The organism is Mariniblastus fucicola (assembly GCF_008087665.1).
GTDB lineage: Bacteria > Planctomycetota > Planctomycetia > Pirellulales > Pirellulaceae > Mariniblastus > Mariniblastus fucicola.
On record NZ_CP042912.1, the window covers coordinates 2,683,217 to 2,710,095 of the forward strand.

The window sequence follows — 26,879 nt, forward strand, 5'->3', positions numbered from 1 at the left end:
CTGTCACGACTTCGGTTCACCGCATTGTTATCCAGCGAACCGTGTGCCCAGCTTTCCAATAGCTTAACGAACTAGCCAATCGAAGTCGAGCATGTTCGATTAGAATGAGATTTGGATTACTCTGCCATTGGTGAATTGGATTTGAACCAGGTCACTATGTCCGCGGACACTGTACAACCAATTGGCGCCGTCGATTTGATCCGGAGTTCCCAAAAGTTTTTCGACTTGGGCCTTAGTCATGCCAGGATCAATCGCCATCACGTTGTCTGCAGACGCACCGAAGTAATACGAAGCAACAATCGGGATGGAGCCAGCCAACATCAAAGCAAAAGCAACAGTCGCGCAGAATTTCAGAAAGGGTTTGAGGTCAGAATTCTGCGATGCTGTTTTTTGAAGCATGGATCAAGGATGTGGGCACAATTCCGATCGTGTAGTCCGCGCGCTCTAACTCCGCTGGATAACGCCCGCGTTAACCGAGCGGACCTGAAAATATAAATTAGTGAAATCGGAGTCGGATACAATGGGAGCTTGCGACCATCCGGCGACAAGCCAACCACAAAGCCATCTCCGCTTCGGTTCAACGCTTTGTTATCCGCGAGTGCGGCCCCCAGCGTTCCCCAATTCTAGCGACCTGCCCCAGCGAAGTCGAGCACGTCGTCCGCATGATTCGAGCATGTCAATTGCATGTCAGAGCGAGGTTGCGGATGAATGACGTTCGTGATTAGCTTGGTTTTGCAAATGCTTGCTATCTTTATGCCTACATTCGATCAGTTGTCGAGCGCGTTCGTGCAAATGCCGCATGTCATCACACTGCCAACCGCATTTCATCGCATGTCACGAGCATGTCGACGCAAGATAGCTCCGCTGGATAACGTCCGCGTTAACCGAGACGCGGCAACACGGACTGAAGTTTGTTTAGTTGAGTCGGATACAATGGGAGGCACGACCATCCGACAACTGATCGGCCACGAAGATTTCACGGCTTCGGTTCAACGCTTTGTTATCCGCGAGTGCGGTCCGAGCGTTCTTTAATTCTAGCGACCTGCCGCGGCGAAGTCGAGCACGTCGTCCGCATGGTTCGAGCATGTTAATTGCACGTCAGAGCGAGTTTGCGGATGAATGACGACTTCGGTCGGATTGATTTTGCCAACGCGTGCTGCCTTTGTGCCTGCATTCGCCCAGTTCTCGAATACGTCCGCGCAAAGGCCGCATGTCATCACGCTGCAAACTGCATTCTCTCGCATGTCACGAGCATGTCGACGCAAGATAGTTCCGCTGGATAACGCCCGCGTTAACCGAGCGGACCTGAAAACGTAAATTAGTGAAAATGGAGTGGGATACAATGGGGGCCTGCGACCATCCGGCGACTTGCCAACCACGCAGCCATCTCCGCTTCGGTTCAACGCATTGTTATCCTGCAGCGGGCCGGGTCCATGCTCGAATTCTAACGAGTCGGCCAATCGAAGTCGAGCATGTTCTACCGCATGACTCAGCATGTCGACCGCATGTCGGAGCGAACTTGCTCAATCAAAGTATTGCGATCGAATTCGTGTTGCAGGTGCTTGCTGCCATTGTGTCGGCAACCGCCTTCGAGCATGTCCGTTGCAATGGCCGCATGCCTTGGTGCTGCTGACCGCAATTCATTGCATGCCACGAGCATGTCGGCGCGATAGCTCCGCAGGATAACGTCCGCGTTAACCGAGCGGACCTAGAAATGTAAATTGGTGAAAATGGAGCCGGATACAATGGGAGCCTGCGACCATCCGGCGACTGGTCAACCCTAACGCTGTGAACGCTTCGGTTCAACGCATTGTTATCCGCCGTTTTTAGCTTTGAGGGGTTGATTTCGAACGGGCAGATGATTGACAGACGTGTTTGGAAGTAACTCGCTTACGTCGGTCTCAATATCCTCTGCGTCGTAAATTTCGAGGTTTTTCAGGTTTGACAATGCCTTGAGTTCGTTGAAATCGTTTTTGGTCAAACCACTAGAATCGCAGTGAAGCAATTCAAGCGACGTAAGAAATTTTAGTTTCGAAAGCCCTTTTCCAGTAATACGAGTGTCTGAAATTGCGATAGCCCAAGACCGGCGGACTCCGGTTTCATGTTAAGCAGCTAAAGCTGCACGATAGTTTCTTTCGAATTCTTCGGGCGTCTGGTATCCCAGAGTTTGATGAATTCTCTTCGAGTTGTAAAACGCCTCGATGTATTTGAAGACGCTGATGCGAGCCTCTTCAAGGTTTCCGTAGCGACGATGCTTCGTCCATTCGTGCTTCAGCGACCAGAAGAAGCGCTCCATGACGGCATTGTCGTAACAGCATCCTGTTCGGCTCATCGAGCACTGAATGTTCAGCGTGCGAAGAATTCCCTGAAACGCGTCGCTGGTGTACTGACAGCCTCGGTCGCTGTGATGAAGCAGCGTTCCGGACTCTGGCCGTCTGGATTCAATCGCTTTCCTCAAGGCTTCGGTAACGATCGGTGTCGTCAATCGATCGCTCATCTGCCAACCGACAACTTTGCGGCTGAACAGGTCCAGCACTACTGCGAGGTAAACCCAACCACCGACCGTCGGCAAGTAAGTGATGTCTGCCACCCACTTGCGATTCGGAGCCTCGGCATCAAACTCCTGGGAGAGAAGATTCTCAGCAGGCTTTTTGTCAGGGTCTGACTTGGTCGTCGTTGGTTTGAACTGTCGCGAAACACAGCTTTTAAGCCCCATTTCTCGCATGGCTGTCGCTACCGTGTTGCGACAAGCCGTTTCCAGTTGAGCGTCGTTAGCAAGTTCCTCAGCGATCTTGTAGCTGCCGTAGATCTGCCCTGATTCTTCGTAGACCTGTTTCACAGATTCGCGAATCGCGCGAGAACGAACCGCACGTTTACTCTCGGGCCGATCAATCGAATCGTAGTAGCCGCTCTTGCTGACACCGAAGATTTCACACATCAGCGTGATGGAATACTGGTCGCGATGTTGTTTGATCCACGCGTACTTCACTGCGACTCCTTCGCGAAGTACGCCGTCGCCTTTTTTAGGATTTCACGTTCCAGTTCCGCACGCTTCAGCTGCTTGCGAAGGCGTTTGTTCTCTTCAAGAACCTGTTGCAGCGATGCCTCGGGACCGCAAGGTTCAGGCTCCGGAGCATACTTTCTATGCCAGTTGCGAAGGCTGTTCTCGTTGACATTGACGGCTTCAGCGGCGGCTCGAAACGAGTAGCCCTCACTGACGATCAGATTGACCGCATCACGCTTGAACTCTTCTGAAAAAGTCCGGCGTGTGCGTTTTCCATTGCTTGACATTGCTTCCTCCAAAGCGGATTCTCGTATCTTCCGCCGGAGTCCGCCAGTCTTGGGCTATCGCAAATCCACAGGTTTTTCAGTTCTGTTAACTCGGACAAATGATCTAGCGCTGCATTTGAAAATTCGCCAGAGATCAATAGTTGTTGCAAGCCTTCCATTTTGTCGATTCCCTTAAGGTCATCGTCGAAAAGAATGGGGCCATCAATTCGCAAAGCACCAACTCGATCGGGGTACATCAGCAATTTTTCGATGTTCTTTAGTTTGAATAGTGCTTTAGTTGGGACACGTTTTCCTTCATTGTGGGTATACCAAACAAATACAGATCTACCATTGGGATTACGCGTTCCATTTTCGTTACAGTAAAATGCGTTTCCGCCCAATTCTGCGTATTCCAAGAGGCATCGGTCGTTGGCAACTTTCGTTTGCGGGTCAAAGCACCCATCTTTGGAGCCTTTTCCGGAGCTTTGGCCACAGGATGTCCCTGTAATCAGGAGGCTGAGGAGAATTGGAATCCAGATTTTCATCGTTTTCTCCGAAAGGCGGATAACGTCCGGTTAACCGAGCGGACCTGAAAATGGAAATTAGTGAACCTGGAGTCGGATAAAATGGGAGCCTGCGACCATCCGGCGACAAACCAACCACGAAGCTATCTCCGCTTCGGTTCAACGCTTTGTTATCCGGCGATCACCCATCACTTTGCACGTCCCGCATTTTATCGAATCGGCCAGACGAAGTCGAGCGTTTTTTCGAAAACCGTCGTGCGTTCTCAATGTGAATTCAACGTCACTTTGAAAGTCTTTTGTAATCTGCCAAGAAAAGCAATCCCGTCGTGAATGACGCAAAGATTGAGAAAGCGATTAGGAATGCTACGGAAAGCACCGCTGCCACGATGGATGGGCAATTCCAAATTGTCGTCAAATACATTGACACAACCACACCTAGTGGAAGGCTGGCGATCGCACTGGCGACCACGCCTCGTTGATATCCTGTGTCGAAATCATTCGAGCAAAAGTGAGCGCAGAATGAGAATGCAAATGCAAGGAACGCCGGGATACCAATTCCAATTAGTGTCATACGTGTGTATTTAGCTGGATAACGTCCGCGTTAACCGAGCGGACCAGGAATGTGAACTAGTGAAAATGGAGTCGGATACAATGGGAGCCTGCGACCATCCGGCGACTTGCCAACCGCGAAGACCTCCCCGCTTCGGTTCAACGCTTTGTTATCCAGACAGCGGAGTGAGTTGCGTATTTCCGGGGGATCGTGCTGAACTGATTTGCCATCAGCGTTCTCGCGGTATTATGGTCGAAAAGTACCCTGTGCGGCCACGCCAATCAGACACCCGAGTTGAGATTGAAACAGGGTAATTGTCGCGGAACTTCGGATAGATTGCGACAGCAGATTGACCGGGAGCCAGAACCTGCCACGTGGCATTCCGATTTTCATACACCACGCGTTCTTTGGAGTCGTCCGCGTTTCCGTCTGTTATAGAGAATGTCTGGATTACGCCAGGTTCTCCATGATAGTAAATTGAAGTGTGTCCGTCATTTCGCAGTTCAATGTGACACTGCAACATGCGGGATTCGTGGCGAGAAGGAATCTCGGATACTGAGACCAAAGTACAACTTGGCGTGAGCGGAGCGAACCACCAGCAAGCCACCGCGGCAGCTACTACCGCAAGGAGCAAAGTTTTTAATCTAAAACGCAATGGCAAGTCAGTCTGGATAACGCCCGCGTTAACCGAGACGCGGGAAAAAGGTAAGTAGTGAGTGGAGCGGATGATACAATGCGAGGCACGAGCATCATCCGCGGAACAATGTTGGCACAGCGGAAAACGCGGCTTCGGTTCAACGCTTTGTTATCCCGCGATTCGCCGGAGGTCAGTTTAACGTTTCAATCGTCAAGCATGCAAGAGTGTAGATCGCAACAAATAGTCCGCATGCATTGAGTAGTGCCCATTGCAAAGTGAAAATTTGTCGAAAGTCAGAAGACAGCGTTAGCAATAGGCCAAAGATGGAAGCAGCCGATATTGCCATAGCATACATTGAGAAGAACCACGCAATAGATTCAAGGTTGCGTGTGAACTCACTCATGTTTTTTGGGTCTGGGCCAAAACTCGGATGGACTACGATCATCACGACAAAAGCACTCAAAATTGAGTTGCTGAGATATGCTAGGAATCTAGCGAAATCCAACACTGAAAAAGTTGAACTCGAGTGAACGCACGCCAGTTCGAAAATAACAAACACAGCGAAGCTCAGAATTGCGGTTGCGAGGCCCGCGTGTGAATATGGGAGTTGGGTGATGAACGCAAGCAGACAGCAGTACAGGGCAATTATTGCGAGAATTTTCGTGAGCGAAGATTGGCTTGCGTTCATCGTAAAAACCCAAGCTGGATAACAAGTGTTATACAGAAGTTCTTCTGCATAATCTTTGAAGAAACGTTAACAAACTTCTGCATAACGCGGAAGCACGAACCATTTTGTATCGGTTTTTTCCGAGCGAGTCAAATTCAGCTCCACGTTATACAGAAGCCTTGGCTCCACGTTATCCAGCCCGATGGATAACGCCGATACTTGCCCAGTTTAAACTGCCCAAACAGCCACAAGTTTCGCCGACGGAAAGAACTTGGCGATATTTGAAACATGGCGCGAGCATGTCGACTGCATGACTCAAGCTGGATAACGGCAGTGTTCACCGAGCCCGGACGGTAAACGTTGCTTCAAAATTCGCACGCAAGCCGGGCTTCGCGTGCAACACATTGTTATCTGGCGAATTGTCTTAAGCATCAAGTGGGTGGATGCCACTGGCACTCGACGTGCTGTTTGTTCTAAACCGACGTGGTGGAATTAGGATCCTAAATCCTTGCAAACGGAGCGCAGCGCAATACAGCATTAGCATGGTTGGGCCGGATAGGATTGCAGTTGTTGTGATCGCAATCTCTCTCGGCGTTAATGCTACTGCGTTGGCTACCAAAATGCTGGCGATTGTTGACGAGGTGACCAAAAACAATGCAACGGCAATGCAGATGAATGCAGTCCAGTCAAATTTCATTAGAATCAAAATCAATGGATAGAGGATTAGCATTCCGAAAAGGCTACAGGCGATGGCAGACAAGATAAGGAAGACGGGGCCCGCTAAATGATTGATGGCAACGTTTGCCGCGATAGGTAAAGCCAAAGCAATGCCAAATAAGGTGGCCAATTGGGCAAACTCCGAGGCTGGTTTCTCTGACGGTTTAGATGATTCATCAGTGCGCAGCAACGCAATCCCTCGGTAGATTCGCATTAGATACGGGGTGAATGAAAGGCAGATAGTTAAAAGAGGGGCAAGCGATGCCAACTGAAAAAGGTCTGCTCGTCGTGAAGGCCCAGTGCGGGGCAACCTCGAGCCGATCCAGATCCCGATAAGGATAAGAACGAAAGCCAAGGCACAAGGCACTAGCCAATTCAAAACACGTTGCCTTAAATCAATTTGAAATGTCGCAAAATTTATAGCGATGATGGAAAACGTTCCAAGTGTTGATGAAAACCCTAGCAGCCACCAAGCATTCTGGTGCTTCTGGAAACACCCCCAGCAAGTAACACCTACGATGCCACATATGAAGAGGCAGGATGCGAGCAAGTGCAAAGCGTAGGCAATGAAGTTCTTCATCAGTCTCCAATTGTTCAAGCCAGATAACGCCCGCGTTAACCGAGACGCGGGGTAAAGGTATGTAGTGAGTGGAGCGGATGATAAAATTGGCGTTAGCCAATCATCCGCGGAACGATGTTCGCACAGCGGAAAACGCGGCTTCGGTTCAACGCTTTGTTATCCCGCGGAGTGCGGTCGGCAAACCAGTCGATTCTGCGGGGCCCTAATTGTCGAGCCAGATAAGTTTTGCGGCGATCTTCCCATCGGATGCGAAGGCAAGGGATACATTCAGATCTCCACGCTTCCATTTGCGAAATGTAAACGGTTGTGGTTCGGCAATTGCGAGGCCTTGGGCGCTCGACGCATCGTACATGCACGAAGGGTTAACCAGAATGGCATCTTCGTCAACCGTTGAGTCGGGATGAGATCCGATGTGTTTTTCAGTTTCAGGTGCCGATGAGCCGAGCGGCAGGGTCGCAACTGCATTTGCGAGGCTAGATTCGGCGGCACTGGCGACTCGCGGTGACTCGATTTGCGAGTACTGGATCGCAAAGAACGCGAGCGTACAGACTGCACAGGCCAGTGTGGCGCACAATGTTCGTTTCAAGTTGAATCGCATGTAGACCTCTACGAATTGAAAAGTGGAATTAGCTTTGGATACGGCCGTTTCTATTTTATCGGGTGATTCTCGGAAATCGCCAATGTCGAATTTGGCAAAAGCGTCGGTTTGATGTTGTTTGTAACAGTTTTTATCGCCTATTGGGTAAGCGGGATAACGCCTGCCGTAACCGGGTACGAACGGACGACTTTGGTTTCAATTGCCGCGTGAATGAGTGCTCCGGTTCACGGCTTTGTTATCCGCAACTCTGAGTGAATCACGAACAATTTCCCAACCAGAACATGCCGCAAGTTCACTCGATCTAGAATGCTTCAGACTGCCAAATCCTCCATTTCCAATGGCTTTGACTCACCCGAGAAAAGAGCCAGACCAAATGTGATTGGACCGATTCGCCCAATGAACATTAACGCAATTACTACAAACTTCGAGAGCGGCGTTAAATCCCCGGTGATGCCGCGAGATAGCCCAACCGTTCCCAAGGCAGATGCGGCTTCAAATAGAACGTCTGCCATTGGTTCTGGCTGAAGACAAAGGAGGACGAGTCCGCCAGCGAAGAAAATAATGACATAAAAAACAACTGAAGAGAAAGCCATCGTCAGTCGGTGAGCGGGGACTTCACAACCCCAAAAAGTGACGTTGGATCGCCCCTTCAATGTACTCCACACGGTGGCCAATGCAGCGGATACTGATGTTGACTTAAGTCCGCCACCGGTTCCGGAAGGCGACGCGCCAAGAATCATCATCAGCAGCAGCAGGAACACCGGCGCGTGTGCAAATGTTGGAATCGATGTTGAGTTGAAACCGACGGTTGTCAGGGCGGACATGGCTTGAAATCCGGAAGCCAGCACGCGATCCTCATTCGATAAATTGCGATAACTCGGTTCGAGCAGGAATAGGCCTATCCACCCCACGACGATCATCCATCCGGTCGCATGTAGAATGATTCGAGTCGTCAAAGTTACTCGATCTCGTTTGCCGGATAGTGAGCCAAAGAGGTCACTCATGACCAGAAACCCTGTTGCACCAGAAACACTCAGCATCGCGACAATAGAGAGAACCCAAAAGTTTGTCGAAAACTGTTCAAGGCTATCTGGGAACAAGCTAAATCCTGCAGTGCAGAACGCGCTAACCGAGTGAAATATGGCTTGCCAAATCGCGTTTTCTACCCCTGCGGAACGAAATGCAAAAAACAATCCGAGGGCTCCGAGAAATTCAATTGCGAAAGTAAACAGAACCACGTTCCGGACGAAATGAACAACATTAAAACCTTCGGGCAATACAAATGCCCAGCGAGCAACGTTCTTTCGAGCCGCCGGCAATTCGCGGTTTCTTGCCAATAGAATGAACGACCCAAGGGTCATGTATCCGATGCCACCCATCTGGATTAATGCAAGTATCACGATTTGGCCGAAAAAGGAGTAGCTGTTGGATGTTCCAACCGTCGCCAGCCCAGTCGTGCTGACGGCAGAGGTCGCTGTGAATAGGTGGTCCAACGGGCCGACTTGACCGCTGCCTTGACTCCAAGGAAGGCAAAGAAGAATCCAGCCGAGACCAATATAGCCTAGGTATCCGATTAGCAACGCTTTGAGTGGATGAATGTGCTTCAATTTAATTCGTTCCGGGGTGTTCAATGCCAGTGAAGCTTCGATAGCACCGCTGCCAAAAAAGCACGCAAGAATAAGTCGGATAACGGCCGCGTTAACCGAGACGCGGCGAAAAGGTATGTAGTGAGTGTAGCGGATGATACAATGCGAGGCACGAGCATCATCCGCGGAACGACGTTCGCACAGCGTAAAACGCGGCTTCGGTTCAACGCTTTGTTATCCGGCGAATAGCGTCCCGAGCTCGGTTTCGATCGAGGACGCGTTGCCGGTGAGTTTGCATTATTGCTCGCCATCGAAGGAAATGCAAACACAGCATTTGCACGTCGGCGCGACGATCATTGAATCGTTTTGAGCGTTCCGTTTCTCTGACGGTGAAACGGCAAAATGCACGTCGTAGCGCGTTGCCGCATGTCGACGCAACGATCGTTGAACCGGTTTGAGCTGCCAATCCGTTTTGCCCAAGCCAGACAGAGTACACGTCGGCGCGCGTTGGAGTTTGACGAACTACCAAAACGCTTTCGATCGAGTGCGACTTCGAACGTGCAAGGTCTACACTCAAGCCACCATCTGCGAAGCCAATTCGATAAAGCTTCCGCAGGATAACGCCCACGTTAACCGAGGCGTCAAAAAGGTTTGAAGTTGTGAAAACGGTCGTCGGATACAATGGGAGGTACGACCATCCGACGACTTGACCGACCGTAGCGATTAGGACGCTTCGGTTCAACGCTTTGTTATCCTGCGGTTGAGTGATCGACGACGCTGCCTAGGCTTGTAGCATCCGCAAAATGTCGATGGTCGTGCGCGTAATTCCTGTAAATACTATATCCAGATCCAGTTCAACGCAAACATTATGGCGTTGCATAATACGAACCAAACCGGAATGAAAAGGATTTCCGCGAAGTCTTGGATTGAGAAACTGATCGGTTTCGTGTCTGTGAGAATGTACGAAAGGAACGAGATGACTGGCACGCCAAAAACAAGAACTGGCAAGCCGACGTATTTTACGGCGGGTTCGACATGCTGGCTTTGTGGATCAGGATAAATCAGCCATAGAATTAAGGTTGATGCTGCGATCAGTATCGCAAAGGTCGTGATTGCCCTGTCTTTCTCAAACTTCCTGAGAATGAAAGTTTTGCCGATCATTGCAACCACCAAAATGACAATCAGCAACGCAGCGGAATCACTGGTGTTTCGTTCGGTAGCGGCAATCAGAGTATCGTCTGTCAGCATAGCACCCGAGCTGGATAACGGCAGGGTTCACCGGGCCGCGGAGAACGACTACACATTGAAATCCGCGCGGCCCGCGGCTCCGTGTGCAACCCATTGTTATGTCGCGATTTATCAGTAACCATCTGAAAATTCGGCAAGTGTTTTGCCATCGGTCTGGTCAAATGAGTGTGCAAAAAAACCGTGCGGGCATGCACCGTAGATGACCAGTCTATTGTTGTCACCAATCTCGATGGTAGCCCAAGTTGTAGGGTCACCCAAATAAGAACCAATTGTGTTCCCGCTCGACCCACATACTGTTGACACCCATTTGATATCTCCGGTCATCCTGTCGATGCAAGTCAAATCGAATGGACGGCCACCATTCCGATGAAACGCGACATAGAAGGATGAATCCGAAAATGCACCAGTAACGTGCCCAGAAATCTTCCCGGAATTGGTTCGGTGAGAATCAAACATTGATTTCGGCAGCAGAATTTCATCGCCTGCTGTTTTGTATTGAAATCCACCGCTTGTCTCAATGAATTGATCGCCAGCCGGACATTCAATCAGTGGCCAGCCATTTCTTTCATCCGTTAAGACCGTGTGATAGGGATCCACCTTAGGATCGCCCGAGTAAATGCTAAAGCGACTGTTTGCACCACAATTCATTACGACATCTCGCCACCACTTCGGAACCTGTGTTTGGAATCTGTTTTCCAGCGTTTTCAAAAACAACCGTGTCTTTTCCCGATCAGGTTTGTATGGCCGGTTTTCTCCATCAACGGGAATCGTTCGAACTGCGATTTCCCAAGCAGATTGAACGGCGACAGAATCGTTTTCATGTTTCACCAATGTGTTCAAGACATCTTCCTTCGCAATTTCAAAAAACTTGCGGTACAGATCATGTTTGGCAAGAAATTTCGAATCACCAAGCTCGTGGATATATCGTTCAATTTGGGCGCTAGGTTCTTCGTGCTCGTTGTTAGCAAGTGCCGAAACGTCCTGAAGTGTAGATTCCGCAGTTGAATCCGAGGTTTGTTGATTTGTGCAACCAGCCAGCGCCAGAATCAGAATCAAGCAAATGAATGGTCGAATCGACATATGAATCATGAGGCTTAGCGACATAACGCCCGCGTTAACCGAGGCGTCGAAAGGTGTAAATTTGTGAAAATAGGAGTCGGATACAATGGGAGCCTGCGACCATCCGGCGACTGGCTCGCCCTATCGCTGTGGACGCTTCGGTTCAACGCATTGTTATCCCGCAGTCGATCCAGGAGGCGCAGACATTTTATCGACTCGAAACAACGAAGTCGAGCATGTCCTCGTGGTCAAAAATTGGCGGATTCGACTTTGCCACCCTTGAAGTACACGTGAAGCATGTCGCTGCAACCATGAACGCTGTAGTGCCAAGCGTTGTGCCTGTCAATCTGATGAGGTTCGCCAAGTATTTCCACCACTTCAGACTTCGTCATTCCTGTGTCCACGCTAAGTGCAGCAGAGGAAGATACGGCTGTCACGTTGTGTGCAATGACAGCAATGGCCAGGAAACTAAAAATTGACAAGAAGACTGCCCCGCAAAACATTGTGAAACGACGAAGTTCGTCCCTAACTGAGTTCCGCTGCGTCATGTTCAACGTAGTCCGATCACTCTAGGATTATGCGGGATAACGTCCGTGATCACCGAGCCGGGACGAGTGATTCACCACTTCTAAACCACGCGCAAGACCGGCTTCGCGTGCATCACATTGTTATCCGGCGTTTGGTGGATTGAGGCCAGCTCTCACAAAAAAGCATCCGGCCATCCATGATAACAATGCTGCAAGCAAAAACAAAGTTGTTGTGCCATCGAACGCCTGTGGATTTGGCTGATCGCCGTCCCATCCAAACATATGTCGAGCAGTTTCCACTAGGCAATCTGGATGCGGAAATTCACGTGGATAAGTCATATCCGCAAAGGCAAAGCAGCGCATGAGACACCAAATTGCAGTGACCGAGACTAGGGCAAAAGTAAACGCGATAGTCCACGCAATTGATTTTCGCAAGGGAACCGAGTGAATTGGTATGACGATTGAAAATATTAGCATGCCAAGTGCGGTAAAGATCCCAGCCAAGTCAAAAACTAGGTATCGGACTAGCTGGTGACGAAAACAGATAACCAACGCGATCACCCCGACCAAAGCGAACATCGAACGGAGAGAAATTCGATTCATGTGTTTGAGCCGGATAACGCCCACGTTAACCGAGGCGTGTGAAAGTGTTGAAGTTGTGAAAACGGAGGAGGATACAATGGTAGCGAAGCGGACATCCGACGACCAACCAACCCTAACGAAATGGACGCTTCGGTTCAACGCTTTGTTATCCAGACTGCAGAAGTAACGACTTCACTTCAGGATCTGTCGTTAATTCGTAAGGAAATTGCTTGTCCTTGTTTCTTGTCTGCTCGCAACCATGCCTTAAGAGGTAGCGAATTGCAGATTTTGAGTTAGCCTTTGCGGCTATATGAAGGGGCGTATTTCCGGCGTCGTCGACCGCCCGGAGATTTGCCCCGTTTTTTCTCAGAACGACTAACATCTCGGAAGGATCCGAGTCACCGCCAACTACATAAAGTATCGCACGATCAAGGAACTTTGGTTTTGCACGTAAGGCATCTCCATATTTATTATTCCCCAAGAGCGCCTTGAGATTGTCCAATCGCCCGAACTGAATGGCTACGTCGAATGCCATTTGGTCAAAATTTGTTCCACTCAGAACATCACGAGTGCTTACGAAAATAGGAACGCCAGCGTCTATCAAGTATTTGATTGACTCGGGGTGGCCATAAGCAGCCGCAAAATGCAGTGCCGTTGCCTCATCACCGATGTCTCCACGCCCGGATGGACTTGTTATCCGCGTTTCCAGATCAGCCCCATTTTCAATCAACAGCCTCACGATTTCCGGATGCGGCAATGCGGATATGATTATCGGCTCCCCTTGGCCGCGTTCGAAGTCATTTACTTTTGCCCTGTATTTATTCACAAGTAGTTTGCATATTTCAAGTTGCCCCCAAGCGGCGGCCTCCCTGAGTGGTGTTCGGCCATATGCGTTTCCATCTGCTTTGGATGGTGTCTGCATCAACATGCGCGAAACTTGGTCTGAATGGCCGAGTCGAATGGCCGAGACCAAATCGATGTTTTCACCCATGAAATCAACATATAACCCGACTAATGTTTCCAGGTGCTCAATGTCCTTTTTTACATCTGGGACGTCCTCGTCAATGCTGCGAAGATGCCTGAGTTCGGCAATGGCTCTTTGAAGCGGTGTTTGACCGTGAGCCGAGCGTAGACCCATGTCGGGTTTCTTTTCTAGAATGAGTTCAGCAATTCCAGGATTTGTTGTTAAGTGCAAAGGCGTGAATTTGTTATAGGCTTCGGCGTTAACGTCGGCACCGTTTTCAAGGAGCCAAGAAACCACATCGACGTACCCAAATCGAGCAGCAATATGCAGTGGAGTACGCTTGTCGCCATCTAAGCGATGGATCCAGGAAGGATCCTCTTTCATCTTCAGAAGAGCGATCTTAGCGTTTGCCTTATCCCCAGTCCAAAGCAAGGTATGCGGCGACTGGGCGCTACAGGTAGCATTGACAAAAAACGCAAAAAGCAAAAATGGAATTCGAATCATTTACTGAAACTTGCGATGGTGATTTAGTGTTGATCAGTCTGGATAACGTCCGCGTTAACCGAGCGGACCAAGTAATGTGAATTAGTGAAACTGGAGCCGGATACAATGGGAGCCTGCGACCATCCGGCGACAAACCAACCACGCAGCCATCTCCGCTTCGGTTCAACGCATTGTTATCCAACGCGCCGGATGAATCGCTTCCGATATTCTAGCGACTCTGCCAATCGAAGTCGAGTTTGTCTCGATCCTGACGACAGCATGCGCAGTCGCCTGAATTGCGTTCTCGCTTCAATAGAATGCCGATCGATGTGACGAACTCCAGTGACGCGGTAATTTCGTCAGCGTGATTGCTGTGTCGAAAAAGCCTGATCGTGGACATTGAGCGTTCCGAACTGCCGACGATCTGGACGTGACCGGCAAGCCGACTGCAATATCAGCATGTCAGACTGCATTTCCGAGTCCGTTGACCGCCTGTGCGAGTATGTCAGCCGCGCACTCCAACTACGTTGGATAACGTCCGCGTTAACCGAGCGGACCAAGAAATGTAAATTGGTGAAACTGGAGTCGGATATAATGGGAGTCTGCGACCATCCGGCGACAAACCAACCACGAAGCCATCTCCGCTTCGGTTCAACGCATTGTTATCCGCGTGTCCGGCACCAGCGTTCCTTAATTCTAGCGACCTGCCCCGGCGAAGTCGAGCACGTCGTCCGCATGATTCGAGCATGTTAATTGCACGTCAGAGCGAGTTTGCGGATGAATGACGCCTTCGATCGGATTGACTTTGCCAATGCGTGCTGCCTTTGCGCCTGCATTCGCCCAGTTCTCGAATATGTCCGCGCAAAGGCTGCATGTCATCACGCTGCCAACTGCATTCTCTCGCATGCCACGAGCATATCGGCGCAAGATAGTTCCGCTGGATAACGCCCGCGTTAACCGAGGCGTCGAAAAGGTTTAAATTCGTGAAAATAGGAGTCGGATACAATGGGAGCCTGCGACCATCCGGCGACTGGCCAACCCCAACGCAATGGACGCTTCGGTTCAACGCATTGTTATCCAACACGCCGAGTAATGCGGTCTCCACATCCTAGCAAATCAACCCATCGAAGTCGAGCATGTCCAAACGCGTGACTCGTCGACACAGCATGTTCGCTGAGATCAATCGAACAGGTGCCACATCCCAGCATGTACAAAAAAGCCGAGGCCAAGAAAGATGACAGCAGCGACTACGCCACCGAGAAAGTAGCCGCAAATCGGAAACACGATCACCCAACCAAGGAACCAAAAGCCAAGAAATCGGTTGGCTTCGCGCTGCTCCCGCCTTTCCAATTCGTCTTCGTCGCTTGGTAAATTCACGGTTTGATTACCATCAATACAAAAGAGTCTGAGCTGTATAGCCTGTAGCTGTCCGCGCACTCCAACCCAAGTTGGATAACGTACGCGTTAACCGAGCGGACCTGAAAATGGAAGTTAGTGAAACTGGAGTCGGATATAATGGGAGGAACGACCATCCGGCGACTGGCCAACCACGAAGGCCTATCCGCTTCGGTTCAACGCTTTGTTATCCGGCGATCAATCAGCCATTGTAGGCAATTCTGACGGCCAATTTTATCGGAGTCCAGGATTCCAGCTGGACGAAATAGCCCAGATTGCCATTATTGCCGAAGTTCCAGTAGTGCAGCACATTAATTGCCATAGGGAGAATCCGTTTCGACTAGCCGTTTTTTTCTGGCAAGCCAAGATCGTGAAACAGACTATGGCACATGTGGAGGCCGCGAAAAGCAGTCGTGGTAAATAAACATTCAGATCTATGCCCATTCGACGATTCATGGGGGCAGAAACAAGGCCTGAGACAATCAAGGTAATCGCCAAAGTTATCAATGCCCCTTTGCGGCTATTTAAGGCGTAACCGACAACCGCCATGCCGAGAAAGACTGGCAATAGTGTCCAGACAGAAAATATGAAATCTCTTGAGAGTGGTAATTCGCCAACCATGTCCATTTCGGCTATCGGGTAGAGGCGGCTATGCTGGACAACGCCCGCGTTAACCGAGCGGACCAAGTAATGTAATCTAGTGAAAACGGAGTCGGATATAATGGGAGCTTGCGACCATCCGGCGACAGACCAACCGAAAAGGCCTCTCCGCTTCGGTTCAACGCTTTGTTATCCGGCGAGTCGAGTCAGTCGCTCTCTATATCCTAGCAACTCTGCCAATCGAAGTCGAGAATGTCCGACCGCATCGAGCTTGCATGCCTTCTGCATGTCAGATTGAGTTTGGCGATCGAGGTACCCCCAGTCCCGTACGCTCTGCCAATGCTTGCTGACCTGAGTCCCGCAATTCCCGCATGTTGGTCGCGAAGGCCGCATTCGTCGCAAGCAAGTTGCATTTCACGAGTATGTCGGCGCGCGATAGTTCCGCAGGATAACGCCCGCGTTAACCGAGACGCGGGAGAAAGGTATGTAGTGAGTGGAGCGGATGATAAAATTGGCGTTAGCCAATCATCCGCGGAACGATGTTCGCACAGCGGAAAACGCGGCTTCGGTTCAACGCTTTGTTATCCAGCGATCCTGCATTCGTGCGGAATGGAAAGCACAAATCCATAGTCGTACATGCCCCACCAGTATCCTCGCCATTGCCCACATTTAACAGGATGCCATGCATTATTGACATACCGTTTCTCCACCATTCCTGAATCGGAAATAAATTGCAAGCAGCCTGGTGGATTCCCAGAGTATACATCAATTGATTGATCTGTGCGGTAATGTGGCTGATAGATAGGCGGACGACGTCCCCCCACGGATTGCCAAAAGGCATCGAATTGCCTCACAAGTTTTATCGAGTATTGCAATGTTCCCGTGGGAGGAAGGATTTCGATTGGGCCAATAGCATCCGGTTCAACGATAAAATTCTCAATCTCTCGCAGCCAGTATTCGTCGATCACGCATAGCAATCCGCGGTCGAGCATATCATCAATGGCCATCCGGTATTCTTCAACACCCAGTGCACGCGGACACGTGTCACGAGCCCAGTTTCTCGATCTGTGTGCGGCTTCAGAGGCAGGGCGAGCGCCTTCGAACTTGAGGTATGAGACAACTGTTTCGTGAGCCTCGCCAAAATCAAGTTGTTGCATCAAGGATGCCCAACGTGCGCCTGAATGTTTGAACGGCATGATTTATTGCTTGCGCCCAAGCTGGATAACGCCCGCGTTAACCGAGACGCGGGTAAAAGGTATGTAGTGAGTGGAGCGGATGATAAAATTGGCGTTAGCCAGTCATCCGCGGAACGATGTTCGCACGGCGGAAAACGCGGCTTCGGTTCAACGCTTTGTTATCCAGCAGCCGAATGACAGATTGTCAATTCTATCGGCTTGAATGAACGAGGTCGAGAATATTTACATTGGTTGTCTCGGAAAAACGTCAATCAAGTGACTCACGTTCAATCTCAATTCGAAGGCGTTCTGCCTTTAATTTCAGTTGTTCACTCTTGGATCGTGACATTGCAACTGGGGCTTTTTCCAACAATTCTGCAGCTCGAATCAATGCGTCGTGATGTTTCAGCCATTTGTCGTATAGTTTTCGGCGATCGTCATTGTTCTTTGCATATTCGATTTGCACCCGAATAAGCTCAATCTTTGGTGCAGCAAGATCGACAGCCGATATTGCACCGCGCGCGAAAAGCTCGTCGTAAATTCCTGCGCGCTCTTGCAACAGCATAACTCTTTTGGCTTTCAAGACCGCGATATCCCTTTGCTCTCCCCACAAATCACCAAGCTGGGCTGCACAAAAGCCTGCGAGCACACAGAGAACCATAGAGAGAATAGAAGCATGTCGAGTCATGAATTTCCCTGGCTGGATAACGCCCGCGTTAACCGAGGCGTCGAAACGTGTTGAAGTTGTGAAAATTGGAGTCGGATACAATGGGAGCCCGCGACCATCCGACGACTGGCCAAACCCTAACGCAATGGACGCTTCGGTTCAACGCTTTGTTATCCAGACGATCCGCCATTACGGTCCCCATTGTATCTCATTTTCCTCAAGCAATGCAGCTTCTAAGAATTTTCGCAAGGATTTGTGTTGTTCGCTGTCTGTGTCGTGCAGTTCTGGAAACAGACCGTCATTTTCGTCAGGGAGGAAATCGACCGCAAATGCAAAAAAATCATCCGGTGTTTTGCATTCAAGAAGTTTCATGGATTCGTTCGCCAGACGGATGGCAGACCAAGCGTCGTCAGTCACAGCATCGATTCGATCATGGTAACGCCACGTGTTTTGGATGCAACCGAACAGTTCGGACTTGAAATACAACTTCAATTCTGATGGAGAGGCGTCTCGATATGCACGAGCAGCATGAATGCTTGTCCACGTCTGAGAGAACCGGCCCGCGCCAAATGTGTTTCTGTCTAGAACTTCCTCAGCCCTGCGGAAATGGATGGTCCGGTCAGCCATCCAACCTGTGGCCAACACAACAATGGTTAACATTAGGAGCAATGTCGAAAGATTGAACCGTCGAGTCTGCAACGTATTGAGAGAGCCTCAGTCTGGATAACGTCCGCGTTAACCGAGCGGACCTGAAAACGTAAATTAGTGAAAATGGAGTCGGATACAATGGGAGCCTGCGACCATCCGGCGACAAACCAACCACGAAGCCATCTCCGCTTCGGTTCAACGCATTGTTATCCAACTTGCCGAGTGAATCGTACGCGATATTCTAGCGACTTAGCCAATCGAAGTCGAGCAAGTTGCCGTATAGGTTCTCGCTAGTTGACTCGGACAGCGTTTACCGACTCCCTTATCAAAAAGCCAATGCAAGCACCGATCAAAGAAAAGATAAATACAGCCGGAATCCCAAGAATTAGGCCAAGCGGAACCAATGGATCAGGTTGCATCGCTGGAAGATGCAGCAAAAAGGCCCCGACGTAAACTCCAGCAGCTAGAGGAGCGAAGCATGAAAACCGCAGGTATCCCACAACAGCAGCAGGCATGGCCGTCCATATGAAATGCGCTGAAATGGTTGGGGAATAGAAATACTGCGGAGTGTTGAGCCATGCATTAAACAACCAGAACGCTGTGCCCCATGCGGTTCCTACGATAAAAACGCCGAACCAAATGGGCATCCAACTGCGTTTACGCTCAGGCACTCCCGTCGAGCGTTGCTCCGACGATTTGGCTTCTGGGGTCGAGTACGGATTTACTTTGATTGGTCCGCCTGATAACAATTGTTGGATAACGCCCGCGTTAACCGAGACGCGGGAGAAAGGTATGTAGTGAGTGGAGCGGATGATAAAATTGGCGTCAGCCAATCATCCGCGGAACGATGTTGGCACAGCGGAAAACGCGGCTTCGGTTCAACGCTTTGTTATCCAGCTCGCCGATTGATCTGCTGTCGATATCCTAGCAAATCAACCCGTCGCAGTCGAGCTAGTACCGCTATGACTAGCCTCCAGCATCGGATCTTGAAACTCAATTTGTTTCCCTCCACCGTTTCGGTCCTACAAAAATCAGTGCACCGAAAATAATGAGCAGTGCCAGGCAAATAGCAGAGATTCCAAGCAGATAGATTCCATAGTCGCGTGGAATGACAATAGACAGGACGGTGGAAGCGAGAAATACAGTGGTTAGGGTTTGTGTGATCTTGTAAAGCATGTGCCGAGCGCCTAGGGCTGCTTGTGGGGCTCCCTGATTGATTGATTTTCCAACCTAAGCTGGATAACGTCCGCGTTAACCGAGCGGACCTGAAAATGTGAATTAGTGAAACTGGAGTCGGATACAATGGGAGGTACGACCATCCGGCGACAAACCAACCACGAAGACCTCTCCGCTTCGGTTCAACGATTTGTTATCCAGCAGTCAACCGTAACACTCCCCAATTTTAAAGACATTGTCGTTGGAAGTCGAGCACTTGGATGCATCCGTTGTACGGCTGATTCGCAGATTATTTGTAGATTACTCCCGCGACCTCAATGTCAGGAAGCAACCGGTGAAGTTCGTCAATTTCAACATCTGAAATTGCCCCAAGTTTGAACAGTACTCCTTGAAGCTCTGGGAGTCGTCTCGTTTGCTCTGCCAATTCTGGCATTGAAAGTTGGCATCCAGGGTCAATTCGTATCCATTTGTGACGCAGGTCATATCGCCAACCAAAGATGGAGCACCAAATACTCGGCGACTTCGGCAATTCATATGAAACGTCACATCCCGAATCCTCCAAAATCCTCAGCGCGTGATGACGACTGTTAAGCTTAGATTTTACGTGCGCGTATGGGGCAAGGAAGCCTGCCAACAAACTCGTTAGTCCAACAAGAACTAGTATGGAGTATTTGGGCCTACGCATGACTTCCTTCGCTGGCTGGATAACGTCCGCGTTAACCGAGCGGACCGAGAAATGTGAATTGGTGAAAATGGAGTCGGATATAATGGGAGCCTGCGACCATCCGGCGACAAGCCAACCGGGAAGGCCTCTCCGCTTCGGTTCAACGCTTTGTTATCCAGCCAGCGGATTGACTCGCAGGGCAATTCTATTGGCTTGAACAATCGAAGTCGAGTATTTCTTTAGCGCGACATCGTAGTTCTGATATCAATTTTTGATTGCGTCATTCGATTTGCGAGCTGAAACGTTCGCGATGCACGTACGTCATCTGAAAACCGGTTTATCAAATCGATGTGTTCGCACCAAACATTGCCAGATTCAATCGATCGAAATTGGTCAGTCGCGCGATACCTAAAACGGTACGACACTTGCGTAATTAGGTTCTCGTCGTTTGAGCCATCGATCAATTGGCGGGTGAAATCAACGTCAAAAAATTCTCCGTCACCCAAATCGTTCACGCCCCATTGGAACAGCAGCATGTCACCGTCGTTATCAAGATCACAATTCTCGAATCTAGCGATACGATAGAAACCGGCGACCAAATCGAGCGCAGATTTAGGATTTGAATGGGCGACATCGCAATCATTTTCATCGAGATGTCGGCGAAGTTCGGATTCCAAGTTGCGACGTTGCATTGGAAAACTCAAGCTGGATAACGCCCGCGTTAACCGAGGTGTCGAAAAGGTTTGAAGTTGTAAAAACAGTCGTCGGATATAATGGGAGGTACGACCATCCGACGACTTGGCCATCCTCGACGCTGTGGACGCTTCGGTTCAACGCCTTGTTATCCAGCAGCTGGGTGAATCGCTTTGGAGTTCCATCAAGTGAAACAAATGAGTTTGAGAGTGTTGTGTGCTGCACGGCCCCATCGCCGATCACCTGTGTGTTGGTTGATATTCTATGGTTAAAGATCCTCGCTGCACCGTTTTTGGCCGAATTAGAACCGTGCCAAACCATGATTCAGCCTTTTCATCGAAGAGTTCAGTGAATTTGCCTGGCCCGACGGTAACGCGGTCTGAGTTTGTTTCAATGACGACTCGACCTGTTGCAGTCCCATTTACGCGGACTCTGTAGTCGCAGCCCTCGTGCCCGTGGAGATCTAGTGTGTGTGATGCGGCAATCTGGATTTTCGAGACATCCACGGCAATCGTCGTCCATTGTTGATTTGAAAACCGTTTCGAAGCCTTCGAAGTAAAGTCAGTGTTTACGCTATTTTTCTCATTCACATTTTTAGTTCGATGATCCAGGTTGTCGTCACAGCCAAGCTGAAGTACCAGCAAGGTAACCAATATTGCGATCGTTGATTTCATTCGCTGGATAACGCCCACGTTAACCGAGGCGTCGAATAGGTTTGAATTCGTGAAAACGGTCGTCGGGTATAATGGGAGGTACGACCACCCGACGACTTGGCCAACCCTAACGATTAGGACGCTTCGGTTCAACGTTTTGTTATCCAGACAGCCGGTTGGTTTGCATGAGCTCTATGATAGCGGTTTGAATCTGCGAAGTCGAGTATTTCTTCTGCCGAGATGTTACGCGACCGGCGAACTACTGATCCCCGTTTCCCCCAAAGACAATCAATTCGTAGACCGCGCGGCCAAGGATCAGGACGATACCGCCAGCCAATCCCAAAGCAACCGAAACGAATGGGTTTTGAGCCAATGCGGCAAACACGATACAGATTCCAGCCAAACCGGGCACGATTTTCCCGAAGCATTCAAGGCGTCTATCACGATCCTGCGTGTATTGAAGCGAGTAAAGCATCCAAACAAGATGCGCAAAGAAAATCAAGGAACCGAATGTGATTGCTAGATACAGCATCCAGTCGTGCATGAAGCATTCCAAAGTAGATCAATCTCAACTCTGCATCGAATCAATGCAACGTGCGAGCTTAAAGTCAGTCTGGATAACGCCCGCGTTAACCGAGGCGTGTCAAAATGTTCAGTTTGTGAAAACGAGAGCCGGATACAATGGGAGGTTGCGACCATCCGGCGACTTGCCTACCCTAACGGATTGGACGCTTCGGTTCAACGCTTTGTTATCCAGACAGCGGGGGCGACTAGCATCCTGAAAGGTTAACGGCCAAGCCAATCGATGTCGAGCGCCGTTATTGGGAATGCACAAATCCGCCACCCTCTTCGGCGATTTTCCATTGCCCGTTGGCAAAAGTGAGTTTTTGGTAGGTTTGATGCGTTCCGTTCTTCCACGCATTCGATGCAGAGTTGGGTGCCTCGTGAACGATATTCCGAATCGCATTTTGGTCATCAGGCCGTTTTGCGTCAGTTATTACGCGAATTGCACGCACATGTTCATCTGTCAAAGCGTTTCCAATGATCAGAATCCCGTCCAGCGTTCGCTGCCGATCATCGGGTTGCCCAATGTTTTTTAACACTTGGGTTTTCGATTCGGCAGGTGTTGAAACCCGAGACTGCTTGTTGCATCCGAGCAGCATTAAGCAAAACACCAAACTGAACATGACGATTTTTGAGAGCATGTTTAACTCAGTTTGGATAACGTCCGCGTTAACCGAGCGGACCTGGGAAATGTAAATTGGTGAAACTGGAGTCGGATATAATGGGAGCCTGCGACCATCCGGCGACAAGCCAACCGTGACGACCTCTCCGCTTCGGTTCAACGCATTGTTATCCCGCGATGAACCGCTCTATCGCCGTGTTTCTCGGATGGGGAATGAAGTTGGCCGCCCCGTATTCGATCATTGTATCGGTAAGGGACGGGGTTATCAATTTTGGATGTGCCGGGACCGCATCTATGGAGGCCGAACAAATCATGTCCCTCGCCACGTTGTCGTCGATTCCACAAGCGATCAAGTAAAGCCAAAGGATTGTCGGTGAACGATTCCACCCAGCAACACAGTGAATATAGATGTTTGAGTCAGGTTCGCACAAGAAATCATGCAATGTTCGGCAGCAACTCACTGCTGAATCGACAGGTATCGGTACGCCATCGCGAATCGGAAACTGTACGATGTTTTTGAATGGCCCTTCGTTTAGTTCAAGTTGGCTTGGGGTTTCGCTGACATTTAGAATGTGAGTTATTCCGAAAAACTGGAAATTTGTCAGCTGTCGGTCTGCAGCAAATCGGCCTTGCCAAATGTTGTTGGTGATCTGAAACAGCTTGATCCTCGTCAGTTAAGCTGGATAACGCCCGCGTTAACCGAGGCGCGGCAACACGGACTGAAGTTTGTTTAGTTGAGTCGGGTATATTGGGAGGCACGACCATCCGACGATTGATCGGCCACGAAGATTTTACGGCTTCGGTTCAACGCTTTGTTATCCGCCGATTGCCTCTGGGTCAATGTCGAGATTATCAGGAGACCATGCAATTTTACGACCTGTGTCGGTTAATTTCCACGCTGAGAATACACAAGCGTACGAATTTGACACATCGCACATGAATTCAGCCCAGTTTTTGAGTTGATCGCCAAGCATTCCGTCAACGCCATACGGTCGCGTCGTGCCTTCGGCGATCCATGTTTTTTCATCATCCGACAAACAAATAGTCATTGAATAGTTTTCGGAGAGCTGATTTGCAAGTAAACGGATGTCGGATTCAACGTTGCCAAAGTGTTTGAAATCAATTGCAAGAACGGTGTCGTTGGTCACGCCATCCGTCCACATCTTCGAATTGATAAACTCAGCCTCCGCGATACGACGTCGCCGAATTCGGGCGTAGTAGTCAGCCCAGATCTGTTGAGGTTCGTCAGCCATTGGTTTAAGGCGGATAACGCCCGCGTTAACCGAGGCGTCGGAAAGTGATGAAGTTGTGAAAACGGAGGAGGATACAATGGTAGCGAAGCGGACATCCGACGACTAGCCAACCCTAACGCAATGGACGCTTCGGTTCAACGCTTTGTTATCCAGCGATTCGCCGCGGCAAAGCATTTCTCGACGACCAGTGTGGAGCAATATACCATGGATAACAACGATAGCCAAATTGCAGCAATGTAGACTGGTGGAGGATTCGAATCACGCCAATTTATCATCAGATTTGTTCGATGTCCCATCAAGTGAGATATTTCGAGAAAGATGTTGAGTCGCGACTGCCATAGCCAGATGCTGACGGCCACAGAGAAAATAATCCGAAGGCATGTTGCAATTGAGAATTGATATTCGCAACTTGCGCGAGTAAGTCCAAGGAGCGCGACGACAGCGCTACAACCGAGAATCGTACAGACTGTAGCATTAGCGATCCAAAACCCCGAATTGGTCGTTCGCATTTTTGGCCCAGTTTCTACCGAGACAAAAGGCCATCCGAAATCTGAGTAAAGACCAAGTGGCCGACGCTCGAATTGAACGCTGACAAGTGCGGAGAGCACGGCAATAATGATCAAGATCGCCAGCAGTTTGGTTGCATTTTGAAGCATCGAAGCCAAAGCTGGATAACGCCCGCGTTAACCGAGGCGTCGAAAAGTGTTGAAGTTGTGAAAACAGTCGTCGGATATAATGGGAGGTACGACCATCCGACGACTAGCCAACCCTAACGCATTGGACGCTTCGGTTCAACGCATTGTTATCCATCGAGCCGAGTGATCCACTCTCCATATCCTAACAACTGGGCCAATCGAAGTCGAGTTCGTCGCAAGCGAGGCAAGCCGGCGTCAAGATCGGCGTAAACTTGATCCTTCGATCTCCAAACAAGTCACAGATGTGGGCCAACCAGTTGTGATAGCCGACTCGATATAGGTCGCGACAAGCCGAGGCGTGATTGCAGCAGGCGCGGTGCAAGCGGGCCAAGTTACCCTGAGAAGGAGCTCAGGTTCATCCTCGGGCCGAACGAGTAATTCGTCCGGTTTCCACGTATTGCCTGACTCCGCGTACGATCGACTGAATTGTTGAAAGCCACTGTGGAAATCAGTCCGCCACCTGAAAGTGAGTTCTGCGACCACTATTTTGCGATAGTTTTTCCAACGTTTGGGCATGGCCGGTGCAGATCTAAAACTCAAGTTGGATAACGCCCGCGTTAACCGAGGCGTGTGAAAGTGTTTAGTTTGTGAAAATTGTTGTCGGATACAATGGGAGGCACGACCATCCGACAACTTGGCCGACCCTCACGCGTAGGACGCTTCGGTTCAACGCTTTGTTATCCGGCGGTTAGCGTTACGATCCCGGTTTCGATCGAGTACGCGTCGCCGATTCATTTGCATTATTGCCCGTCATTGAATCGAATGCAAACCCGGAATCTGCACGTCGGCGCGACGATCATTCAATCGGTTTGAGTTTTGGCTTCTCAGTTTAACCAATCCTGTAGAATGCACGTCGGTGCGCGTTGCCGCATGTCGACGCAACGATCGTTGAATCTGTTTGAACCTTGGCTCGAGCCAAGCGTCAACCATCGAATGCACGTCGGCGCGCGTTCAATTGTGAAGAAGCGCCAAGTCGTCACCGATCGAGTGCGACTTCAGGCGTTTTGTGTCTTCCCGCAAGCCACCATCTGCGAAGCCAAATCGATACAGCCTCCGCAGGATAACGTCCGCGTTAACCGAGCGGACCTGAAAACGTAAATTAGTGAAAATGGAGTCGGATACAATGGGAGCCTGCGACCATCCGGCGACTTGCCAACCACGAAGACCTCGCCGCTTCGGTTCAACGCTTTGTTATCCGCGAGTGCAGCCCCAGCGTTCCCTAATTCTAGCGACCTAATCCAGCGAAGTCGAGCGCGTCGTCCGCATGATTCGAGCATGCTAATTGCATGTCAGTGCGAGTTTGCGGATGAATGACGTCCGTGATTAGCTTGGTTTTGCAAACACTTGCTACCTTTATGCCAAAATTCGATTAGTTGTCGAGTGCTTTCGCGCAAAGGCCGCATGTCATCACGCTGCCAACCGCATTTTCTTGCATGTCACCATCATGTCGACGCAAGATAGCTCCGCTGGATAACGTCCGCGTTAACCGAGCGGACCAAGAAATGTAAATTAGTGAAACCGGAGTCGGATATAATGGGAGCCTGCGACCATCCGGCGGCAAACCAACCGGGAAGAAATCGCCGCTTCGGTTCAACGCTTTGTTATCCAGATAGCGGGCGGTTCTGCTTTCAGTATCGGAAAGGTTCGAGCGAGGTCGAAGATGACCTGAGGCAGATTTTTAACTCAAACACCGAAGAATGCAATAAATAACGGGAATACTATCTCAAATTCAATCGCGCATATGAAGCCAAGAATTGCGTAATTTCGACCTTTGACGCGATCAACGAAAAAGAAAGAAGCACTGGCAATCGCACATACGATTGAGGCGGACACTATAGAATCCAATGCCCAAGCGGTAAACCAAATGATACCAATGTCATCTGGATATCCCGGCGAGAGCAGGACGGCCGCGTAAGCAAGGTAGAAGGTCAGCAAGCCTGAGATAAAGGAAACCCCGATAAAAACGGATCGCGACGTCATCCACAGTCTTTGACAAGCGGTTTTGCCTTCGCCTGATGATTGAGCAGGCGACGAACATTGATTTCTTTGCATCGACATCAAAAAAGCGGAGTCAGTCTGGAT

Annotated in this window: 26 protein-coding genes; all 26 read right to left on the bottom strand. The window is 50.0% G+C overall.

Features of this window, described 5'->3' with window-relative positions; genetic code table 11:
• Positions 1 to 99 precede the first annotated feature (99 nt).
• The 26 genes from bamE to MFFC18_RS10045 all read right to left on the bottom strand — a co-directional run bounded on the left by bamE (position 100) and on the right by MFFC18_RS10045 (position 26,855).
• Entirely contained in the window at positions 100 to 399 is a 300-nt protein-coding gene (gene bamE, locus MFFC18_RS09930) for an outer membrane protein assembly factor BamE domain-containing protein (RefSeq protein ID WP_075085661.1), read from the bottom strand.
• Positions 400 to 1,034: 635 nt separating this feature from the next.
• Positions 1,035 to 1,265, bottom strand: a complete 231-nt coding sequence (locus MFFC18_RS09935) for a hypothetical protein (protein ID WP_148618778.1) — start codon at positions 1,263 to 1,265, stop codon at positions 1,035 to 1,037.
• 839 nt (positions 1,266 to 2,104) lie between these two features.
• Positions 2,105 to 2,989, bottom strand: coding sequence for an IS3 family transposase (locus tag MFFC18_RS09940; protein ID WP_084416835.1), 885 nt, complete (start codon positions 2,987 to 2,989; stop codon positions 2,105 to 2,107).
• Positions 2,986 to 3,291 carry a transposase gene (locus MFFC18_RS09945; RefSeq protein ID WP_068267815.1) on the bottom strand — a complete coding sequence of 102 codons (306 nt, stop codon included), beginning with the start codon at positions 3,289 to 3,291 and terminating at the stop codon, positions 2,986 to 2,988. Before MFFC18_RS09945 ends, MFFC18_RS09940 begins: the two co-directional genes overlap by 4 nt.
• A complete protein-coding gene (locus MFFC18_RS09950) occupies positions 3,222 to 3,815 on the bottom strand; it encodes a hypothetical protein (protein WP_148618779.1) in 594 nt (197 codons plus the stop codon). The genes MFFC18_RS09945 and MFFC18_RS09950 overlap by 70 nt, the downstream gene beginning before the upstream one ends.
• A gap of 2,257 nt (positions 3,816 to 6,072) precedes the next feature.
• Complete coding sequence (locus MFFC18_RS09955) at positions 6,073 to 6,945, bottom strand: hypothetical protein (protein WP_075085072.1); 873 nt, start codon at positions 6,943 to 6,945, stop codon at positions 6,073 to 6,075.
• A gap of 202 nt (positions 6,946 to 7,147) precedes the next feature.
• Entirely contained in the window at positions 7,148 to 7,543 is a 396-nt protein-coding gene (locus MFFC18_RS09960) for a hypothetical protein (RefSeq protein ID WP_075085071.1), read from the bottom strand.
• Positions 7,544 to 7,854: 311 nt separating this feature from the next.
• Positions 7,855 to 9,174, bottom strand: coding sequence for a TrkH family potassium uptake protein (locus tag MFFC18_RS09965; RefSeq protein ID WP_162273968.1), 1,320 nt, complete (start codon positions 9,172 to 9,174; stop codon positions 7,855 to 7,857).
• 792 nt (positions 9,175 to 9,966) lie between these two features.
• Positions 9,967 to 10,377, bottom strand: a complete 411-nt coding sequence (locus tag MFFC18_RS09970; RefSeq protein ID WP_075085068.1) for a hypothetical protein — start codon at positions 10,375 to 10,377, stop codon at positions 9,967 to 9,969.
• A gap of 111 nt (positions 10,378 to 10,488) precedes the next feature.
• The gene (locus tag MFFC18_RS09975) at positions 10,489 to 11,433 is read right to left on the bottom strand and encodes a hypothetical protein (RefSeq protein ID WP_148618780.1); all 945 of its coding nucleotides are present in this window, start codon (positions 11,431 to 11,433) and stop codon (positions 10,489 to 10,491) included.
• 251 nt (positions 11,434 to 11,684) lie between these two features.
• Positions 11,685 to 11,828, bottom strand: coding sequence for a hypothetical protein (locus tag MFFC18_RS25800; protein WP_157665178.1), 144 nt, complete (start codon positions 11,826 to 11,828; stop codon positions 11,685 to 11,687).
• 276 nt (positions 11,829 to 12,104) lie between these two features.
• Complete coding sequence (locus MFFC18_RS09985; protein WP_148618782.1) at positions 12,105 to 12,566, bottom strand: hypothetical protein; 462 nt, start codon at positions 12,564 to 12,566, stop codon at positions 12,105 to 12,107.
• Positions 12,567 to 12,711: 145 nt separating this feature from the next.
• A complete protein-coding gene (locus MFFC18_RS09990) occupies positions 12,712 to 14,013 on the bottom strand; it encodes an ankyrin repeat domain-containing protein (protein WP_075085064.1) in 1,302 nt (433 codons plus the stop codon).
• 675 nt (positions 14,014 to 14,688) lie between these two features.
• Positions 14,689 to 14,919: a hypothetical protein gene (locus MFFC18_RS09995; RefSeq protein ID WP_148618783.1), complete on the bottom strand. Its 231-nt coding sequence runs from the start codon at positions 14,917 to 14,919 to the stop codon at positions 14,689 to 14,691.
• A 252-nt stretch (positions 14,920 to 15,171) separates the two neighbouring features.
• Positions 15,172 to 15,369 carry a hypothetical protein gene (locus MFFC18_RS10000; protein ID WP_148618784.1) on the bottom strand — a complete coding sequence of 66 codons (198 nt, stop codon included), beginning with the start codon at positions 15,367 to 15,369 and terminating at the stop codon, positions 15,172 to 15,174.
• A 1,199-nt stretch (positions 15,370 to 16,568) separates the two neighbouring features.
• Positions 16,569 to 17,183, bottom strand: a complete 615-nt coding sequence (locus tag MFFC18_RS10005; RefSeq protein WP_148618785.1) for a hypothetical protein — start codon at positions 17,181 to 17,183, stop codon at positions 16,569 to 16,571.
• A gap of 247 nt (positions 17,184 to 17,430) precedes the next feature.
• Positions 17,431 to 17,850: a hypothetical protein gene (locus MFFC18_RS10010; protein WP_148618786.1), complete on the bottom strand. Its 420-nt coding sequence runs from the start codon at positions 17,848 to 17,850 to the stop codon at positions 17,431 to 17,433.
• A 168-nt stretch (positions 17,851 to 18,018) separates the two neighbouring features.
• Positions 18,019 to 18,489: a hypothetical protein gene (locus MFFC18_RS10015; protein WP_075082352.1), complete on the bottom strand. Its 471-nt coding sequence runs from the start codon at positions 18,487 to 18,489 to the stop codon at positions 18,019 to 18,021.
• Between the two features lie 278 nt (positions 18,490 to 18,767).
• Entirely contained in the window at positions 18,768 to 19,310 is a 543-nt protein-coding gene (locus MFFC18_RS10020) for a hypothetical protein (RefSeq protein ID WP_075082353.1), read from the bottom strand.
• A gap of 632 nt (positions 19,311 to 19,942) precedes the next feature.
• On the bottom strand, positions 19,943 to 20,086 hold the full coding sequence (locus tag MFFC18_RS25260; protein ID WP_157665027.1) for a hypothetical protein: 144 nt from the start codon (positions 20,084 to 20,086) through the stop codon (positions 19,943 to 19,945).
• 1,163 nt (positions 20,087 to 21,249) lie between these two features.
• The gene (locus MFFC18_RS24915) at positions 21,250 to 21,684 is read right to left on the bottom strand and encodes a hypothetical protein (protein ID WP_075082356.1); all 435 of its coding nucleotides are present in this window, start codon (positions 21,682 to 21,684) and stop codon (positions 21,250 to 21,252) included.
• Positions 21,685 to 21,922: 238 nt separating this feature from the next.
• Positions 21,923 to 22,207, bottom strand: a complete 285-nt coding sequence (locus MFFC18_RS10025; protein ID WP_075082357.1) for a hypothetical protein — start codon at positions 22,205 to 22,207, stop codon at positions 21,923 to 21,925.
• Between the two features lie 274 nt (positions 22,208 to 22,481).
• Positions 22,482 to 22,766, bottom strand: coding sequence for a hypothetical protein (locus MFFC18_RS10030; RefSeq protein ID WP_148618787.1), 285 nt, complete (start codon positions 22,764 to 22,766; stop codon positions 22,482 to 22,484).
• 250 nt (positions 22,767 to 23,016) lie between these two features.
• Positions 23,017 to 23,523, bottom strand: coding sequence for a protein-tyrosine phosphatase family protein (locus MFFC18_RS25805; protein WP_084416789.1), 507 nt, complete (start codon positions 23,521 to 23,523; stop codon positions 23,017 to 23,019).
• 141 nt (positions 23,524 to 23,664) lie between these two features.
• On the bottom strand, positions 23,665 to 24,102 hold the full coding sequence (locus MFFC18_RS10040; protein WP_075082360.1) for a hypothetical protein: 438 nt from the start codon (positions 24,100 to 24,102) through the stop codon (positions 23,665 to 23,667).
• A 2,378-nt stretch (positions 24,103 to 26,480) separates the two neighbouring features.
• Complete coding sequence (locus MFFC18_RS10045; protein WP_148618788.1) at positions 26,481 to 26,855, bottom strand: hypothetical protein; 375 nt, start codon at positions 26,853 to 26,855, stop codon at positions 26,481 to 26,483.
• Between the last annotated feature and the right edge of the window lie 24 nt (positions 26,856 to 26,879).

Excerpts from the sequence above, each read along its gene's own strand:
- bamE (WP_075085661.1), bottom strand. The coding sequence starts at position 399 with ATGCTTCAAAAAACAGCATCGCAGAATTCTGACCTCAAACCCTTTCTG.
- MFFC18_RS09945 (WP_068267815.1), bottom strand. The coding sequence starts at position 3,291 with ATGTCAAGCAATGGAAAACGCACACGCCGGACTTTTTCAGAAGAGTTC.
- MFFC18_RS09950 (WP_148618779.1), bottom strand. The coding sequence starts at position 3,815 with ATGAAAATCTGGATTCCAATTCTCCTCAGCCTCCTGATTACAGGGACA.
- MFFC18_RS09955 (WP_075085072.1), bottom strand. The coding sequence starts at position 6,945 with ATGAAGAACTTCATTGCCTACGCTTTGCACTTGCTCGCATCCTGCCTC.
- MFFC18_RS09960 (WP_075085071.1), bottom strand. The coding sequence starts at position 7,543 with ATGCGATTCAACTTGAAACGAACATTGTGCGCCACACTGGCCTGTGCA.
- MFFC18_RS09970 (WP_075085068.1), bottom strand. The coding sequence starts at position 10,377 with ATGCTGACAGACGATACTCTGATTGCCGCTACCGAACGAAACACCAGT.
- MFFC18_RS25800 (WP_157665178.1), bottom strand. The coding sequence starts at position 11,828 with ATGACGAAGTCTGAAGTGGTGGAAATACTTGGCGAACCTCATCAGATT.
- MFFC18_RS09985 (WP_148618782.1), bottom strand. The coding sequence starts at position 12,566 with ATGAATCGAATTTCTCTCCGTTCGATGTTCGCTTTGGTCGGGGTGATC.
- MFFC18_RS09990 (WP_075085064.1), bottom strand. The coding sequence starts at position 14,013 with ATGATTCGAATTCCATTTTTGCTTTTTGCGTTTTTTGTCAATGCTACC.
- MFFC18_RS10005 (WP_148618785.1), bottom strand. The coding sequence starts at position 17,183 with ATGCCGTTCAAACATTCAGGCGCACGTTGGGCATCCTTGATGCAACAA.
- MFFC18_RS10010 (WP_148618786.1), bottom strand. The coding sequence starts at position 17,850 with ATGACTCGACATGCTTCTATTCTCTCTATGGTTCTCTGTGTGCTCGCA.
- MFFC18_RS10015 (WP_075082352.1), bottom strand. The coding sequence starts at position 18,489 with ATGTTAACCATTGTTGTGTTGGCCACAGGTTGGATGGCTGACCGGACC.
- MFFC18_RS25260 (WP_157665027.1), bottom strand. The coding sequence starts at position 20,086 with ATGCCAGAATTGGCAGAGCAAACGAGACGACTCCCAGAGCTTCAAGGA.
- MFFC18_RS24915 (WP_075082356.1), bottom strand. The coding sequence starts at position 21,684 with ATGAAATCAACGATCGCAATATTGGTTACCTTGCTGGTACTTCAGCTT.
- MFFC18_RS10025 (WP_075082357.1), bottom strand. The coding sequence starts at position 22,207 with ATGCACGACTGGATGCTGTATCTAGCAATCACATTCGGTTCCTTGATT.
- MFFC18_RS10040 (WP_075082360.1), bottom strand. The coding sequence starts at position 24,102 with ATGGCTGACGAACCTCAACAGATCTGGGCTGACTACTACGCCCGAATT.
- MFFC18_RS10045 (WP_148618788.1), bottom strand. The coding sequence starts at position 26,855 with ATGTCGATGCAAAGAAATCAATGTTCGTCGCCTGCTCAATCATCAGGC.